The organism is Psychrobacter sp. 1Y6 (assembly GCF_052258385.2).
In the GTDB taxonomy this organism is placed as follows: Bacteria; Pseudomonadota; Gammaproteobacteria; order Pseudomonadales; family Moraxellaceae; genus Psychrobacter.
This window is the reverse complement of sequence record NZ_JBQQEW020000001.1, coordinates 913,002-929,662: the sequence shown is the minus strand read 5'-3', so window position 1 is coordinate 929,662 and position 16,661 is coordinate 913,002. Positions and strand designations below refer to the sequence as shown.

General features: G+C 38.2%; 14 protein-coding genes and 1 pseudogene. 12 read left to right on the top strand and 3 right to left on the bottom strand.

Going from position 1 to position 16,661, the window contains the following annotated elements; translation table 11 throughout:
* Nucleotides 1-154: 154 nt before the first annotated feature.
* The 6 genes from ACTXGF_RS17640 (at nucleotide 155) to ACTXGF_RS17615 (ending at nucleotide 8,373) form a co-directional block, all read left to right on the top strand.
* On the top strand, nucleotides 155-661 hold the full coding sequence (locus ACTXGF_RS17640) for a hypothetical protein (RefSeq protein ID WP_443533933.1): 507 nt from the start codon (nucleotides 155-157) through the stop codon (nucleotides 659-661).
* Nucleotides 658-3,144 (top strand): site-specific integrase, encoded by a 2,487-nt coding sequence (locus ACTXGF_RS17635; RefSeq protein ID WP_443533935.1) that lies wholly within the window; start codon nucleotides 658-660, stop codon nucleotides 3,142-3,144. The genes ACTXGF_RS17640 and ACTXGF_RS17635 overlap by 4 nt, the downstream gene beginning before the upstream one ends.
* Nucleotides 3,131-6,487: a tyrosine-type recombinase/integrase gene (locus tag ACTXGF_RS17630; protein ID WP_443533937.1), complete on the top strand. Its 3,357-nt coding sequence runs from the start codon at nucleotides 3,131-3,133 to the stop codon at nucleotides 6,485-6,487. Before ACTXGF_RS17635 ends, ACTXGF_RS17630 begins: the two co-directional genes overlap by 14 nt.
* Before the next feature lie 39 nt (nucleotides 6,488-6,526).
* Complete coding sequence (locus tag ACTXGF_RS17625; RefSeq protein ID WP_443533939.1) at nucleotides 6,527-7,087, top strand: hypothetical protein; 561 nt, start codon at nucleotides 6,527-6,529, stop codon at nucleotides 7,085-7,087.
* Between the two features lie 241 nt (nucleotides 7,088-7,328).
* A complete protein-coding gene (locus ACTXGF_RS17620) occupies nucleotides 7,329-7,829 on the top strand; it encodes a hypothetical protein (protein WP_071002016.1) in 501 nt (166 codons plus the stop codon).
* 133 nt (nucleotides 7,830-7,962) lie between these two features.
* On the top strand, nucleotides 7,963-8,373 hold the full coding sequence (locus ACTXGF_RS17615; RefSeq protein ID WP_443533941.1) for a hypothetical protein: 411 nt from the start codon (nucleotides 7,963-7,965) through the stop codon (nucleotides 8,371-8,373).
* A gap of 119 nt (nucleotides 8,374-8,492) precedes the next feature.
* Here ACTXGF_RS17615 and ACTXGF_RS17610 read toward each other — a convergent pair whose 3' ends face one another.
* Nucleotides 8,493-8,912, bottom strand: coding sequence for a hypothetical protein (locus ACTXGF_RS17610; RefSeq protein WP_296207204.1), 420 nt, complete (start codon nucleotides 8,910-8,912; stop codon nucleotides 8,493-8,495).
* A gap of 254 nt (nucleotides 8,913-9,166) precedes the next feature.
* Here ACTXGF_RS17610 and ACTXGF_RS17605 point away from each other — a divergent pair, with 254 nt between their 5' ends.
* A complete protein-coding gene (locus ACTXGF_RS17605) occupies nucleotides 9,167-9,613 on the top strand; it encodes a hypothetical protein (protein ID WP_296207202.1) in 447 nt (148 codons plus the stop codon).
* Between the two features lie 318 nt (nucleotides 9,614-9,931).
* On the opposite strand, the pseudogene ACTXGF_RS17600 reads toward ACTXGF_RS17605, so the two are convergent.
* Together ACTXGF_RS17600 and ACTXGF_RS17595 are read right to left on the bottom strand one after the other, a co-directional pair.
* Nucleotides 9,932-10,258: pseudogene (locus tag ACTXGF_RS17600) on the bottom strand (DDE-type integrase/transposase/recombinase); the annotation flags it as partial.
* A 493-nt stretch (nucleotides 10,259-10,751) separates the two neighbouring features.
* Entirely contained in the window at nucleotides 10,752-11,114 is a 363-nt protein-coding gene (locus ACTXGF_RS17595) for a hypothetical protein (RefSeq protein ID WP_075107616.1), read from the bottom strand.
* A 401-nt stretch (nucleotides 11,115-11,515) separates the two neighbouring features.
* On the opposite strand from ACTXGF_RS17595, the gene otsB reads away from it, so the two are divergent.
* From otsB to ACTXGF_RS17570, 5 genes are read left to right on the top strand one after another with little or no spacing between them, the layout of a single operon-like run.
* Nucleotides 11,516-12,403 (top strand): trehalose-phosphatase, encoded by an 888-nt coding sequence (gene otsB, locus ACTXGF_RS17590; RefSeq protein WP_290177299.1) that lies wholly within the window; start codon nucleotides 11,516-11,518, stop codon nucleotides 12,401-12,403.
* Nucleotides 12,404-12,424: 21 nt separating this feature from the next.
* Nucleotides 12,425-13,987, top strand: a complete 1,563-nt coding sequence (locus ACTXGF_RS17585; RefSeq protein ID WP_443533944.1) for an alpha,alpha-trehalose-phosphate synthase (UDP-forming) — start codon at nucleotides 12,425-12,427, stop codon at nucleotides 13,985-13,987.
* Nucleotides 13,988-14,006: 19 nt separating this feature from the next.
* On the top strand, nucleotides 14,007-15,092 hold the full coding sequence (locus ACTXGF_RS17580) for an acyl-CoA dehydrogenase family protein (RefSeq protein ID WP_443533946.1): 1,086 nt from the start codon (nucleotides 14,007-14,009) through the stop codon (nucleotides 15,090-15,092).
* Nucleotides 15,080-15,940, top strand: a complete 861-nt coding sequence (locus ACTXGF_RS17575; protein ID WP_394123858.1) for a PIG-L deacetylase family protein — start codon at nucleotides 15,080-15,082, stop codon at nucleotides 15,938-15,940. The genes ACTXGF_RS17580 and ACTXGF_RS17575 overlap by 13 nt, the downstream gene beginning before the upstream one ends.
* Nucleotides 15,924-16,649, top strand: a complete 726-nt coding sequence (locus tag ACTXGF_RS17570) for a class I SAM-dependent DNA methyltransferase (RefSeq protein ID WP_443533948.1) — start codon at nucleotides 15,924-15,926, stop codon at nucleotides 16,647-16,649. The genes ACTXGF_RS17575 and ACTXGF_RS17570 overlap by 17 nt, the downstream gene beginning before the upstream one ends.
* The last annotated feature ends 12 nt before the right edge of the window (nucleotides 16,650-16,661 follow it).

Genomic DNA, 16,661 nt, shown 5'->3' with positions numbered 1-16,661 from the left:
TCATTCACTGTCGCTTAGTTTAAGTCTTTGCCCTAAAACCTCATAAATTGGCTTTCAATTATTAGTTGGTCCTCGTAAAGTATTAGTGGAGGTCATCTGAAGGATATATGTAAAGAGTAGTTCATCTACAAGACACTGAATAATTGAGGAAGATATGGATAGGATATCAATAGCTAAGCTTCAAAAAAACACAGTGACGATACATCCAGATATCGTTAGTTTGTTCGATATTTACGTTAATCATATTCGACCTTCAATGGATAGCCATAATATAGAAATGGAGCAAAACCGAGTCTTCTTCAGACCTACATTATTTGTTAAAGAAAAGACAGTATGGTCGATGGTCAATAATTTCGAACTCCACTTCTTAAAACCGTTTGAAATAGATCAGAAAACAGCCAGAAAGGATGTGAGTATAGGTAGTATAAGTGAAGATCAGTTGGTGTTTGGCATACCTTTTTATGAATTGGTTGACATCATCGCACGGTATAAAAAGAGCTTAGATATAAAACTTATCTATAGTTGCTTAAATGAGATTTTAACTGCGAGTATCAATCAAGAGTTATTCAACAAGAATACCTTTCCCATCACTACGTTTTGTCAACTCATAAACATCAATGAGCAAACCTATCATAGACGTCCTTCTAAGAGTGTTTTATGATGGAAAATACTGAAAGTATTGATGAACAGTTAGAATGGCTTAGTACTCAAGCAATGACAGATATCGTTAATACACTTAACGATGATGAAACATTTACATATCCAGAAGAAGTTTTAGCTGCCATATCTGCCATAGTGATTGCAGTAAATGATAGCTATGTATATCCGGATGGCTCTGTTCAAAATTTGTTCGAGCGTATCGTACAGATATTACAGAAGCAACCAGTGGCTCGCCGCTATATGGAGACTAGCAAATCAGCACTGGCACAAAAGCCGCTGATGATGCAGCTACTCATTCTCATGCAGAACCCTATAAACAGAGTCCCCCATGATTTTCTAAGAAGAAACCTGATTTGGCTAGCTATAGCAATGCACACAAGTGTACTGCTGATGCCGAATGGTATAAAAAAGCACACTGATAATATATTAATGCAGTTTAAACAAGCTCAGTTTTCAAGCTCTATAAGACGAACGTGGATTTGGCGTGAACTACCCGACTTGTCTCAGATGACCATAAGTGTGGAGTACATATCTACCATTCTCAATAATCTATTAGAGCAGAAAAAAGGTGAATTTGAGGCATTAACTAACAACCCTATTAGTGACTCAGTCAAAGCAAAAAACGAAGAATCTATAGCAAAGGCTAAGCTTGGTCAAATAGATAAGATAACGATTGCCTACCAGCACGCATATAATTTACAGGCAGCAAAACCTAAGCGTAAAAAACCACCAAAAAACAACAGTATCAAACCTATAAAATTATCCAATGATACTCCGATATATTTGGCTGGTCCCAATACGTTGGCTCATAACTGGGGTAGTACACATAGCGATAATAACTGGAGCAGTACACCGGATGATATCGAGCATAATACTACTGCTGTAGATCTGCAGTTTTTGGACGCCCATACCGAAACTCACGAAGGGTTAACAACGAGTTTCGAAGAGTATGTCGATCACAATGAAGCACCTTATATTAGCTACGACAACTATCCTGACCCTCTCATACAACAGTCTATACCACTACAAAATATTGATTTGTCACTGCAGCAAAACTATATGTCTCAGCGCAATCTTGCGCTCAATTCTAATACACGACTGCTCCCTCTTGTTGGTTACCAATCACTGTTTGCTGCACTACACCAAGACGCCAAGTCTTTACCAGAATCAGAAACATATAAAGTCTGCGCTGGTATTCTATTACTCTCAATGCTCACTGGTCTTCCATTTAAATCGTTGCTCATATCAGGTTATATCGGACATCCTAGTATTTTTGGTATATACGATAAAAGAGCTTATATCAAACATAGCCTTAGTATTACTAAACGCCCTATTAGTCAGACATTAACAAAGCAAGATTACGAAAACCACTCTGATGACATCAAAATCCCACTACCCTTATGGCTAATTGATAACCTGATTGCTTGCAAATTGCCTGTGAAAGCGGACTTTATAGCTTATCTCGCTGACTTACGTGGTAGCCTTGGTCTATCTTACCTTTCAGTCAATCGAATAGAAACGGCTTTACACGTCGTACTCTCTCGCTATACGCCAAATTGCCATGCACATATCGCCGATATTATTTGCCGCACGGCCGCGCCTCATGCTCCAGCAATGTACTACAGCAGCCATACCAGTGAGGAACTCCTTGCACACTATAAATCAGCATTGAGCGTATTTAATAGTCATAGTGACTTTGACTTAACTTATATCACCCCTTGGCATAAATATACGGTGGGCTCAGCATTTGCGCTGAAGATTGGAACAGTTTGCGACATCTTAAATGAGATGAAGTACTGGACCGATCAAAGTTCAAACGATGAGGAGCACTTTAATAGAACCAGTCTTTTTGTATGGTTTGTCTTTTGCCTTTTAACTGGCGTGCGACCAAATAATGGTCTTGGAAAAATGTGCGATATCGATCTCGATATGGGCTGGCTTGTTATCAATGATAAACCCGTTAAAAAAGTGCAAACTGATCGGCTAATTCCATTATGCCCTACTATTGTACGCCTTCTAATAGAATATAGAGACTATTTGAGTGACTATGAAACTAGACATCCATCAAACCAGAAAATCAGCGAAACTATTAAGAATATTGGCTTAGGTAACGATGAAGCACTATTAAAGCTCTTATCTGCAAGTATAAATCACTTAAAAGATATTAAGCGCGGTGATGCCTATCATATGACTAAAGATATTATTGATGCCAATCCTTATTGGACAAGGCACTTCGTACGTACGCAGCTTGAGAAACGTGGCGTTCAGCTTCCACTCATTAACACTATTATTGGTCATGAAAAGTCTCGACAAGAAGTATTGGGACGTTTCTCATCGTGCAGTAAAGCAGATATCAGGCGTGTTGCACCTATATTTGAGCAGATGGCTGAGTATTTAGGGTTAAATATTATAGAAATTAAAAGCTATTCTAAACTCAGTCGTATACAGAGAAGACATATAGGGGTAGAACATGCTAATAGATAATATCCATCTGCCAAAAATTATTGATGGCTTAGCAAAATTTGATGGTAGAAAAAAGCGCTATGTACCATATCCTTCGCTACTTAACGATAGTAACCCTGCAAGAAAACGTGAATTACAGCTATTAGTAGATCTACAGACCCAGTGGGAACTCTTACTTGAAATACATCCTGGCAACATTAGGTTCGTCCAATCTTTTAATAAATATTACGGGCACTACGAACAAGTACTTTGGCCAGATAGTCGCACCTTTTTAGCTATACCGAACCCTGTAAGTTTTGCTGATGAGTTATGGTTACCAGAAAGCCAGATGCTAGGTCAGTTTCAGCGTGATTTTAATAATAAGCTAAAGCCTTTATCGGGCGAAGGGTTCGATAAGTTTCAAGAGATTGTTCAGAATAAAATTTCTCAAGCTTATAAAACTACCAAAACACTAAAACAAGCATGGCAAACCGTTAGTCAGTTTATCGATTATCAAAATAAGCACTATATGCTTGCTGAGCATCACTATCCTAAGATAATCGCGCCACAGCCTATAAAGTTTAACCCATTAATTACTGATAAAAGCTGGGTTAAAAACGGTAAGGTGCTAGTCAAAATTGTTCGCGCAGTAGAGCATAATTGGGAGCAAACAGCCGATTATAGCCAAGATCAGATTATTGGCTGGCTGATATTCTCAGGAATTGTATATGGCGGTATCAATGAGGTGCAAATGCTACAAGGGTGGCTTACCTCATTGCTCGCCAAAGAGTATCAGCCATTTATCAAAGAAAGGATAATGGTCTCGCCGCGCTTTGTGCAAAAGCGCTTTGGTAACGAGCGCGAAGAAGGTAGTGACAAGCTTTATAACACCAAGCAAATCGTTGTAGATATGGTCAGTCAGTGTTGGTTGATGAATTACCATAAAAGCAGCAGTCCAGCAGAGACCACACATATCATTGCCAAGCTGTCAGAAGATAAGATTAAACAATACTTGACCATGGTTTTGTCTGATTTGATCAAGCCTTTAAATATTGACTTGCTTCCCTTTCTAAGGTTTTTACGTTACGCCAGTTATTACTGGGAGGGTCTCGATGACGCTGATATTGATCATGCCTCAGTTGGGGTACTGCGAGGTATGCATAACACTGCAGGACTGAGTACGCAGGACTTTTATCGGTTTTTGAATCAGAAATATCAGCATACAAATGAACCTTATGATCTAGAACATATTTTAACGCTGTCTATCAGCAAAAACTCTACTAATCAAAAAGAAAAAACTAACATTTCCACCAAAAAGATAGAGGTTAGAAAGTCTGATTTGATTGTAAATCTCACTAAAGACTTCAAAATGGATGAAAAACAGAAAAAGCAAAAAACTAGTAAAAAGCCGCCTACCCTTATCGAAAGAGTACAAAAGCGTTATAAGCAATACGATGATTTAAGTGAAAAGATTTTATTAGATTGGGTACTCAGTTTGCTAAGCCGAGAAGCACCACCGAACAACGTAACTATTTTGAAATATATTAAAACCATAGGCTATGAGTGGTTGTATTTTACAACAGCGCAGCCGCTTGATATTTGGTCAGAGGAAGAGTTTGAAGAGCTCTATGAAGATATTTTAGAATACAAAGCTGTCGTACGAAACAATACTGACATTGGATATTCTGCCAATTTATTAAAGAGTATGCACAATTTTGCTAAGAGCAAATACAACCTTCCCTCCGTGAACTTTCAACACGCCAAAAATGGTCGGCGTGTACGTGCGGAGCTGATATCACCGCAAGTGTACCAAGCCATTATTACGCAGATACTGGGTTCTGTAGATATATTGGAGCGGGAGATGTTCGCGCTTTTATTTATCTTAGTCTATCGTACTGGGATGCGCAAAAAAGAGCTGTTAGGACTTAAGTATAATGACATCGAAGGTCTAAAGGCAGCCACACCCTCAGTGGTGATCAGGCCCAATAGCTATCGTCCAACTAAGACTCAAAGTAGTATTCGCCGCGTTCCCTTATTTGCCCTATTAAAGCCTAATGAACTGAGTTTTTTTATTAACTTTGTGCAAAGTAATATCGGCGGCAATTCAAGCAAATTTATCTTTACCTTATCATCAGAGCAACGCCCTATTGATGACCATGTTCCGTTAAAGTTACTCAAACGAATCTTAAAAGACATATCGGTAAATGATAATGTTACAGACCATACTTTTCATGGGTTTAGGCATACGGCAGTGAGTAACCTATCTCTGGTGCTAGTAGGCCATTCAGATCTCGTAGAAGCCCTTACCGATTATGACGAAAGCGACGTACTCCGCATCAAACAAGGCATACTCGGAGAGCATATCAATGCACAAGATCGCTGGTATGCTCTCTCAGGTATTATGGGCCACTTATCGCCTGAGCGGAGCTTTGAGTATTACAACCATTTTGCCACACTGATGGCGACCTATACGCTTAGTAAAGCAGATATAACATTGCCAGAGCGGACGCTGTATAACGTAACAGGTTTTACGAACAAAAAGCTTAAGGAAAATAATGCGACTGTTCGTAATAGTAGCGTCAGCATACCTAGTATTCGTACACTCTTATTTAAAAATATTATAGAAGGCAAACGCAAGTCACCGAAGTTTACGGTCGAAAGCTGTGATAAGCAACTTCTCTTGAATACCAATACGCCAGCCGCTGATGAATTGTTTGGTCGTTATGGTCTAAACCGAGTACAGCTGCTGTTACAGACTTATGATAAAGAGATGCCATTAAGTAAGGCAGCCCAGTTAGCAAATATTTCTATTCACGATGCAAAGGTTCTAATAGAACGTGCCAGCGAGATTATCGACATCACTACCAAACGCGGCAAACCTCGCTTTGTTAAGCTATCAGATTCAAATACCCCTGTACTGAGTCCACTGAACATTCAATACCAAAGTGACTTAAGATTGCTATCGCTTTTGTTAAGTAATGCTTACCGTCTACGAGAAAAATCAGAGACTGATTGGACTTGGTTTATTGAGATATGTCGTGAAAAACTATCTGTTAGCAGAGCATACCTACCATTTAGAACAGAGGATGAAAAGGAGTTGCAGCGTTTCATTGATATTGCTGGGAAACTGCTACCTTTGAAGCGTTGGCTAGTGAGTAGCAACGAAGATTTATTGATGAAAACTATGTCATCTACTGACTATCGAGATATTAAGCAGCAATCTAATGATTCGAAAAATGCTCTCCATATCGGTATTGCTAGCCGAGATCCTAGAGATCAAACGAATAGGTGGCAATACTCACCGCTACTACGGTTTTTTGTGCATATGATGCTGATTACAGACGAGAAACTATCTATTGGAATTTTTGAGCAGACAGATGGATAAGAATTTAATGGCAGATTTGGTAAAAGGGCTTGATACTGAGTGAGACACTTAACAAGACAACTTAAGCAATTCAAAGTATTAACATTAACTAGAAAAGTTCAAATAGTCATTCTGCTATTAACTTGGATATCGCTAGTAATTTGGGCAATACTGAGTTGGCAAGGTAGAGACTTCCCTTTAGAGTCTGAGCTTAATTATAGTGAAGGTATTGTAGGCAGTTTGGACGTAGGTGAGGGAAATCACATTTTTATGTTGTTAGATCTCAGTAATCTTAACCGTAAAGAAGTATATGGGTGCAGCTATTCAGCTTTTGATACTGACTCCTCTTGTTTTGGCAAAAAATATTTAGAACCGATTGAAGGTAAAAAAGCCGTGATAGGGTGGTATATACAGAAAGATTTTCTAGGGTTTCATAATGGAATTAGACAGATGGTAAGTCTTAATGTGGAAGATGTCGAAGCTGGCATTAAGGAGGTAATCACCTATCAAGGGACTTTAGACGCTATAAAGGGTATGAACATCTACGTGAATGCGGGTTATATTATATTTATAGCATTCTTTTCTTACTGGTTTTGGCGTTTTATGGATTTTATAGAGTGAAAAGGATACGGTTCCCTAGTGAGGACTTGAACCTTTGGCTGTAGGCTAATGATATCGCGGTTTTGAGTTGTTGTGATAACTGTAGTGTACTTCACAGTGTACTGATTAAGCGATGGAGTACTCATTCTAACTACCTGATATCAGTTACAAGCACTATAAATCAATTTCCAATATCGTTTGAGGTTTCAGGATAGAGCTTATCTTATCTTGATAAAAGATAGAAAGTTAAGTGGAGAAGGTTATGAATCGCATAATTAACTGGCGGTATGAAAAATGGGATAATAATGAGAAAAACAATGATAAAAAATATTCAGAAGATGATATTTCCGACTATATTAGCTGGGAGATCTATCCGGAAGATATAGAGCTCTTTATTACAGTACTAGCACCTAGAACAATTATATATAAAGGCTGTGTAATACGTTGTAAAAATGAAAATAAAAAACAGTCTATATGTCAACGTTTTGATTCATGGCTATTACAAGGCAAAGATTTACACATTGCTCAAGCACAAATAAATATGTGTAGTATTGCAGATATATTTTTGAATACTTCTGAAAATACTTCAGACTCTACCATAGAAAACTTAGCCAATTTAATCAAGGACAACTGGGAGCTTCACTTACAAAAAACATATCCAGATAGGGATTTTGTGGTTTATATAGCTGGAGAAGGAGTTGATCTAGTTGTTATTTTTTTTGAACAAACATTACCGAGTGAAATTGAGCTTTATGACTCCTAACATTCCTAAAAGTCGCATTATTTTATATTAATTCAGGATCGGTGCGCTATACAGGCATCGAACTATATGATGAAAATTTTCCAAGTTACTTCCTACGAGATTAACGGTAGGGTCAGATGTAAGGATAGTTATAATGAAATACATCAAACACTTTGTAAATTCTTATGGAGAGCATACTTGGGATTTTACGTACTACTATCATGAAGTAGTTCCTAAGATACTTAAACATAGGGATGAGTTAAGCCCGATTTTATCAAGTGATTTAAACGGAATAGATAATAGAGAGAAGACGCTTAATAAAGGCATAATCCAGACGATTTATTATGATTTAGAAAATGATAGGATTTCGTTGAAGATCGAGCAAAGACAAGGCAAAGATTTAATAGAAATCACCTATTCCGGTATTGTGAATGTTAATATCAATTGTTGTATATTACCAATCACCATAATGGTACATGAAGTAGACGTAACGCCTGATAGTAATATCATACATTCACTATTTTTATTAGGTGATACAGAAATAGTTTTTGAATGCAAAAAATAGAATTAAAGACTATACCTCTTGAAAAAGTGAGAGCATCCTACATTTTGTGTAATTATTGATGAAAGCCACATAGCTGTTACACAGAATATAGGATGCTCTCCATTATTAAGCTTACATACCTATAGAATAGATACTTCTAGCCAATATGGAGGTGTTTTTCCTTTAGAAGCTTGAGAACGTGGCTGAAGAATACGTAATTCATATTTACCTGAATATGGAAGCGTGTAATAACCTTGGTCATCCAGCTCAGAGGCGTACTCTCCTACGTTAACAGAGTCTGCTAAATTCTTATGGAATAAATAAGAATCTACATTCCCTCCCATTGTTTTAACAGAAAGCTTTTGGTTCTTTTTGGCATAAAATGTATAGGAATCGTACTTACTACCCTTTAATTTCCCATAATAGTTAGCTGAACTAGCGCCTTTTTTAAATTGAACATCAACAGTTTTAGCCACTGCATCTGAAGATGCGGCCATTACTGTAGGACTTACCATTAGAACAGGAAGCGCAATTAGAATAGCAGCAGTTAAGTTTTTCATATTTTAAACACTCAAAAAGTAAAAAAAACGATTTTATCTTACTGCACACTGTCAACCTTTATAGATATGTTATATTAGTATTACTAATATAGAGAGTGCGTTGGTAAGTTACTGAATAAGGCCACCTGTAACGACCCTAACTTCTAGTTCTACCGTAAATCTACCTATGGTAGTAAAAACCTGAATTTCATCACGTAAACAAAGAGAACACTGCTAAATAGTGGTGTTCTCTTATTATATTTAAAGGAAAAATTATGCGTTCTTTGCTTCTAACGACAATGTGCTTAACGAGCAGCTTAGCTCTAGTGGCTTGTAATAACCATCGTGCCGACACCACGGATCTGAGTAAGCAGCCTACAATAGAAGTGCCGGTAGCGTCAGCGGCATTTACTGCTTTTGGAAACACCGCTAAAGAAAAAATTTGGCGAATAGTGATTGAAGGAAATGAGCTAAGTATAGAGGCGAATTTCTTAAAGCCAACGACAGCAACAGTTATCGTGGTGGGTTCTGGTTCTGTCAATACTGAAGGTGTCGAATACGCGAGTACTATCAATGGACAGCCTATTGTTGTGAATATAAAAAATAACCTTTGTATCGATGACAATGGCTATCAAAATGAACTTACTGCAATATTAACTTACGCAGGCGAAGTATATCAGGGTTGTGCCGTTGCCGGTGCAATAGAAATTGCGCCCACATAGAAGATAAGCCTAACCTATGAATAAACCATTGAAAAAATTTAGCCTAGTATTCTTACCATCATTTTTGTGGGTCGTATTAACTGGGCTAGGATTTGGCTCTCAAAGTCTATCTAATTTGATTGAAATTATAGGAATTTTTATAGTATCTGTGCTGTGTTTATTTATCCCAGAACGATTTATAAAATATCAACTCCTTCTTCTAATACTCTTAATAATCACTGCCTTAGTGCGTTTTTTAACCCCATATATACCGGAATAATATTAAACCAGTTGGCTATCTGAACCGCCCCGACTATATCGGAGAGCGTTTTATTTGAGTCAGGCAACTTTGCCTGACTCATTAAGACTATCATAATATTGCTTTTCAAACTCAAAAAGTGATACATAACCAATCGTACTATGCATTATCATATGAATTACCCGCGTTCCAACAAAGGTAATAGCGCCAGAATCAGCCATCTTATCAGTATAACAAATAGATAAATACTGAACGCCTCTATCACTACGATGAATAACGTCTTTTGGGTTGTTTCTGTCTGCAATGGCTTGATTTAACGCTGCCATCACCATATCGATGTTCATACGATTAGACACCTTCCAGCCAACAATAATACGGACAAACACATCTATAATAAACGCAGTATACCTCAACGGAACCAGTTATCTCACTCTTCAAACCTATTAATAGACTACTTAAAACAGACTGATATAATGGAACCATCTATAACAGACTTTTGAACTATGAGACTAGTCGCTATGCTTTCTTCTATCAATAGCCTATAGCTATAGTTGAGTTTGATAGTTTCTTTTAGCACATTGTAAAAGATTGAGCTTACCCTGATATATTACGCTTTTTATTGGATAGACTTTTTAATACTCATCAGAATTTTTTGATATCTCTATAAAAAGTTAATGAGTAAGTCATGCTCTTCAATTATCAAAGCTATTTGAACCTAACTCTCAATAAAAAGACAGCTTTACTATAATAAGAAAATTACTTTTCTCATTATAGTAAAGCCGTCGGTATTGCTAAGTATTCAGCACACAACTTATTAGTTTTTGTGAGCTTAAGAGAAGTTGTTATCCCTACTTTAAGTTTAATCCAAATATAGGTCGATTCTACTCTGACATCTACGATTTATTGAGCACTTTCTACTGGGTCTTGATTGAAACTCGTATTGTCTTCGTCTACCATTGTTGTATCACTAGTGACTGAGCCATCCATCATTTCATCGGTAGTGGTACTATCCATCATTGTGTCGGTAGTGGCTGTACCAGCTGGATCCATAGGACTGTTTGTATCGGCCATGTCCATATCCGTGGTTGTTTCACCCATAGTAGAGTCCGTCCCTACTTCAGCGGCAGTAGCTTCAGTCGTGTCCATCGTACTATCTGGCGTCTCTTCCACTTCATTACTACAAGCACTAAGTCCTACAACGCTGACCAGTAATGCCATCCATAGTTTACTTTGAAGTGAATGGCTAGAGATTGTTGTCTTCATTTTAATATCCTTAATAAAGTTAAGATAAACCATTAATTATGGTATTGAATAATTTCTACTTAACTATTACTTTAAATGAATTCCAATATTAATACATATGCCGACTAAGATGTTTTTGTTAAATTTTAATAGCTTTTTTAAGTAATATAGTTATATCAGGCTATTAAAATAAAATTTATTACAGTATTTTAAATAAGCCTTAAATTAAAAATAAAACTGTGTAATAAATTTAATTAATTACAAAAGTCTAGTAATTTTACTATAAAAGCTGACAATGTTTGGCTTTTTTTATGACTATATTATTAAAAAACTTACTGATTATCAATTTTTATCTATAAGCGTTTGGAATCTATAAGCTAAAAAACATATAAGGAAGTATTACTTCAGGAACTATTTTTAGTATGGAAAGTCACCCTATATATATGCAACCGAATTTACTAGTAGATTATCTAAAACATCAGAAAAATTGCTATTTATTTTTAGATATAGACGGTACGCTTTCAGATTTTACACTAAACCCTAAAGATAGCATCGTACCATATTCAACTTTAAGTATATTACGGGAACTACAAAAACATGGCATTGTAGTCGCTATTGTAACGGGTCGCAGTCTTGTTGAAGCTAGAAGTTTACTGGCACCTATAGAGTTACCGATTGCAGCAACTCACGGTCTAGAAATAGCATTAAATAGTAGTTTTAGTAAATTCGAAGACGAAGATCTGAATGAGGTAAATACGCTTTTTATTGATACCTTAGAACTAGATAAAATAAAGCAAGATATCCTCCGCTCTTGTGCCCTCTATGACGACTTCTTCGTAGAAAGTAAACCTTATTCCGTCGCTTTACACTTCAGAAAGAATCCCGTTTTGGCTGATGAGGCTTATCGCCTGATGAAGGAAGTATTAAAACCCTATCCTGATTGGGTGTTAAAACCTGGAAAATATGTTTGGGAAGCGGTACCAAAAGGTGTAAATAAAGGGACTGCCATTCTATACCTACTAGGCAAAATAATGAACAAAGCTAGCAATGATACTTGTGCAATTTTTATTGGTGATGATATTACTGATGAAGCCGGTTTCAGAGCCATACAAGATTCAAAAAAGATAGTAGAAGGCTTAGAACAACCACCAAAAGGGCTAGGCATTAAAGTAGGAAGGGAGTCGACCTGTGCTCATTATTATGTCAACGATATTAAGGAAGTAACAAACTTACTCCGTAACCTTCTAAGTTTTTGCCAAACACGTGATAGGTCACTATCTGGAGTAATAAAAGTCAATTCTCACTATTAAGGAAAAGTTGAGGTCAATTTTATGAGTCGTTTAATTGTCTTATCAAATCGGGTTAAGGTGCTCGACAACAAACCGATGGCTGGCGGACTGGCAGTAGCTCTACAAAACGTATTGATAGGGAACTCAGTGGTTTGGATGGGTTGGAACGGTAAAGTCGTAAAGAGCGGTGATAATGCTAACGGTTCTACTGGCTCATTTACTAGCCAGCCAGCCAGTTTGACAGGTGAAGGCACTTGTATTACTTATATGACCACAGCTCTTACCACTGAGCAATATAATCAATTTTACTGTGGTTTCGCTAACAATGTCTTATGGCCACTATTGCACGAACGAATCGACTTAATCAGTCAAAAATCCCAAGATTACGCAGGCTATCAAGACGTAAACCAGCTTTTTGCCAAACAATTAAAGAAAATCATTAAGCCTGACGATGTGATTTGGGTTCATGATTATCACTTTTTAAGCGTGGCATATCATTGTAGACAGCTAGGTATCACCAATCGTATCGGATTTTTCTTACATATTCCATTTGCCTCATTACGTTTTTGGCAATCGCTTGAACAAAGTTCTGAGGTCATTAATCACTTGGCCCATTATGATTTGTTGGGTACGCAGACTCAGCAAGACAGGACTCATTGCTTGAATGTCTTGCAGTATTACTTAAAAGACCATTTTATACAGGACCAGCTTGTAGCAAGCGCACCGATAAATGTGTTAGACATGAAGCGAAATTTTGCTCAGCCCTATACCTATACTAGAGCAAAAATGACGCTCGATTTAGCGCTAAAACCTCAGCACGCTTTAATGGTTGATGCTTATCCAATAGGCGTCAATGTGACACAAATTCAGCAGCAGGTTAAACACTTATCTTCCGCTATCCCCTTGCACTCCACCCCACTTTATAAAAGTAAAAACCTTACTTTTCAACAGATTATTGCAGTTGATAGGATTGATTATTCAAAAGGGCTGTTAAAACGCCTTGCAGCATATCGTGATTTTTTAGCGCAAAATCCATCGTATCAAAATCACCTGCAGTTATTACAAGTCGCCTGCCCTAGTCGTTTAGATTTGCCGACGTATCAAAGTCTTTACGATGATGTCAAAAAAGAGGTCTATGACATCAATCAGCAATATCTGTCTGAGAATAGCAATTGGCAAGCCATTAACTATAGCGAAACCGCATTGAGCCATGAGAAATTGATGACGATGTTTTGGCAAAGTAACGTCGGTTGGGTGAACTCGCTTAAAGACGGTATGAACCTGGTGGCCAAAGAGTATATCGCTGCCCAAAATCCTGATAATCCTGGTGTTTTATTACTGTCCCGTTATGCTGGAGCCGCTGAACAAATGCAGGCTGCCGTCATCATAGATCCCCATCAGCCGCAAAGCATGATAGAGGGCTTAAAAACGGCCCTCAAGATGCCGTTGGAAGAGCGTCAGTCTCGTTATCGGTCATTATTGCAAGGACTACAGAAAGACAATTTGCAGATTTGGCAGCAGAGTTTTTTGGATGATTTATACAATGAAAGCAGCAGTCAAATAAGTAGCATGGAGCCCGCCAATGTTCAAATGTCTGACTCATAAGTATAACTAGGAGACTCTGATGCGATCGACAAATATAAAAAACGATTTATTAAAAGATATTAAAGTCGCTGTCGATAAAATAATAGCTACTGACACCCAAGCAATGAGTACGCTTAATCTTACCGCTGCATTACGCCATAAAATTTTAGATATATTAGTGTCTTATAGCAAAGATATCCCTCATCCCGCAAGCGGTATGGCTGAGCATAGCGGGCTTTCAAATACTTTAATACGCTGGCAAGTTTTGGCGTATGTTGCAAGTATTGATCTAACGATTGTCAAATGGTTTGAATCGCATTTAGACGCTTTAAGTATTTTGAATGAAATTGGGTATGGCAAGGTAGCCAAAGGTTTATGGGCCGTTTGGGCAGCAGAAGGCCATCCCGACCCTCTACGTTATGAGCAAGGAAAGGCCATTGGTCACAAAGCATGGTGTTCAGGAGCTGGCATGGTAGATTACGCCCTTGTTACTTATCGCAATAGCAATAATCAATCACAACTAATGATTATAGACATGCATCAGGCAGGTATTGAAATTAACAATAGTGAATGGCAGGCAGTAGGAATGCAAGCCACAGATACAGCTACTGTGAAGTTTTGTGGCGTATCAGCGAGTTTGGTTGGAAAAGAGAATGCCTATCTAGATCGTGTGGGGTTTTGGCACGGGGCTGCAGGGGTTGCTGCGTGTTGGTATGGCGCATCAGCTTACCTAGCAAGCTATTTGACCACTGCTTATCAGCAAAAACCGAATGACTACAAGGCCATGTATTTAGGTGAAATTGGTACTGCATTGGCAATTACTCAACAATATCTCTATTACGCCGCCGATCTGATAGACACAGAGCCGTCATTTTGCCATGAGCTTGCTATACGTCAATTGAGAGCCCAAATTGAAAAAGTCGCGCGCCACACAGTAGAGATAGTGGGTCAAGCATTGGGAGCCGCACCATTTTGCCGTAATGCTCATTTTGCAAGACTATCAGCAGATCTTCCCGTGTTTATTCGCCAAAGTCATGGTGCTTTCGACTTACAAAAAATTGGTGAGTTGACCAACCTTTTACACAGTAATTCGACTCATGGACAGGCAAACGTATGGCAACTATAGAATTAAATAGGAACATACAGCTTATCTTCAAAGATAATAACGCTAAGTCTACTACCCTGCTTCGATATCCCCATCCAATCGTAGGAGACCGTATTATTGAAGGTGCTGGTACTAGCTCAGACACATGGCAAAACTGGGCAGGATTACAAAAACTGCCTCAATTAAATATTCAGACAAGCTTCAACTCCCATCAACGCGTCTGTATCTTTGCACCGCATCCTGATGATGAGATATTAGGCTGTGGCGGATTATTGCAGCAACTAGCAGATAACGGCAATCCCATAGTCCTCATCCACGTAACTAATGGTACCCAAAGTCATCCAGACTCGAAGATTTATTCTCCAGAACAGCTTAACACCCTCCGTCCAAAAGAAAGTGTTGAAGCTCTAAAAACATTGGGCGTGAACCATCAGGTTATGGCACTTTCTTTAAACTTAACAGATGGCAATGTATTCGCGCAGCAAACGCTCTTTTATCAGAAATTAGCGACCATCCTCCAACCTGATGACATTTTAGTCACGACTTTCACACATGATGGGCATCCTGACCATGAAGCTACAGGGCAAGTAGTCACCTCATTTGCCAAGCAACATCGCCTACGTTGCTATCAAGTACTGATATGGGCATGGCATTGGGCAAAGCCTGATGACAGTCGAATCCCTTGGCAACATACTGTGAGGTTGGACTTAACGCCTGAGCAATTAGAGAAAAAAATCAAAGCTATCCACTGCTTTAAAAGCCAAACCACTGAAGATGTAAGTACAGGCAACTCGCCTATTCTAACTAAGCAAACGATTACTCGAATCACCCAACCTTGGGAGGTTTATATATATGAACCATATCTCTAAAGAAAGCTTGGCTAATTCTAGTCAATACAGCGCCTATTCGGATTCATATTTTAACGAATTATATAATGACAATGCCGACCCATGGCAATATCAAACTCGTTGGTATGAAGAGCGAAAACGTAATACTTGCTTGGCTCTACTACCCCAACCACACTATGAACGTGCGATTGAATTGGGCTGCGGTAATGGCGTACTAAGCGAGTTATTGGCTCATCGTTGTCAGGATTTAATCAGTATCGATGGCAACCATCAAGCAGTGAAACTTGCTAAAGAGCGTTTAGCGGTACTACCTCATGCTAGAGTCATACAAGGTATTGTTCCCGATAAACTATTTTCTTTAAAAGAGTTATTGGAACAGAGAAAACCTCTATCAGAAAATACTTCAATCAATCAACCGCCCTTTGATTTGATCGTTATTAGTGAGATTTTATACTATTTGTCATCCAGTGATATTGATGTGGTCATCAACTGGGCACTACACAATCTTGCCCTAAATGGTACTCTGCTTTGCTGCCACTGGCGCTATGCTATTGATGGTTTTGCAATGACAGGTGAAAGCGTACATCAGCGTTTACATCAAACATTTATTAACAATAACGAAAATCATCACGCTTTCAATCATCAGAGCCAAATGATAGATAGCGACTTTTTACTAGATATTTGGCAACGTTCTTCCACGTCAGTTGCTATGCAAGAAAACTTAATATAGAAAACCAAAAAT

Bases quoted from the DNA above. Each gene is read 5' to 3' on its own strand.
- ACTXGF_RS17620 (WP_071002016.1), top strand. From the start codon at position 7,329: ATGAATCGCATAATTAACTGGCGGTATGAAAAATGGGATAATAATGAG.
- ACTXGF_RS17595 (WP_075107616.1), bottom strand. From the start codon at position 11,114: ATGAAGACAACAATCTCTAGCCATTCACTTCAAAGTAAACTATGGATG.
- ACTXGF_RS17585 (WP_443533944.1), top strand. From the start codon at position 12,425: ATGAGTCGTTTAATTGTCTTATCAAATCGGGTTAAGGTGCTCGACAAC.
- ACTXGF_RS17570 (WP_443533948.1), top strand. From the start codon at position 15,924: ATGAACCATATCTCTAAAGAAAGCTTGGCTAATTCTAGTCAATACAGC.
- ACTXGF_RS17630 (WP_443533937.1), top strand. From the start codon at position 3,131: ATGCTAATAGATAATATCCATCTGCCAAAAATTATTGATGGCTTAGCA.
- ACTXGF_RS17605 (WP_296207202.1), top strand. From the start codon at position 9,167: ATGCGTTCTTTGCTTCTAACGACAATGTGCTTAACGAGCAGCTTAGCT.
- ACTXGF_RS17610 (WP_296207204.1), bottom strand. From the start codon at position 8,912: ATGAAAAACTTAACTGCTGCTATTCTAATTGCGCTTCCTGTTCTAATG.
- ACTXGF_RS17615 (WP_443533941.1), top strand. From the start codon at position 7,963: ATGAAATACATCAAACACTTTGTAAATTCTTATGGAGAGCATACTTGG.
- ACTXGF_RS17580 (WP_443533946.1), top strand. From the start codon at position 14,007: ATGCGATCGACAAATATAAAAAACGATTTATTAAAAGATATTAAAGTC.
- ACTXGF_RS17640 (WP_443533933.1), top strand. From the start codon at position 155: ATGGATAGGATATCAATAGCTAAGCTTCAAAAAAACACAGTGACGATA.
- otsB (WP_290177299.1), top strand. From the start codon at position 11,516: ATGGAAAGTCACCCTATATATATGCAACCGAATTTACTAGTAGATTAT.
- ACTXGF_RS17635 (WP_443533935.1), top strand. From the start codon at position 658: ATGATGGAAAATACTGAAAGTATTGATGAACAGTTAGAATGGCTTAGT.
- ACTXGF_RS17575 (WP_394123858.1), top strand. From the start codon at position 15,080: ATGGCAACTATAGAATTAAATAGGAACATACAGCTTATCTTCAAAGAT.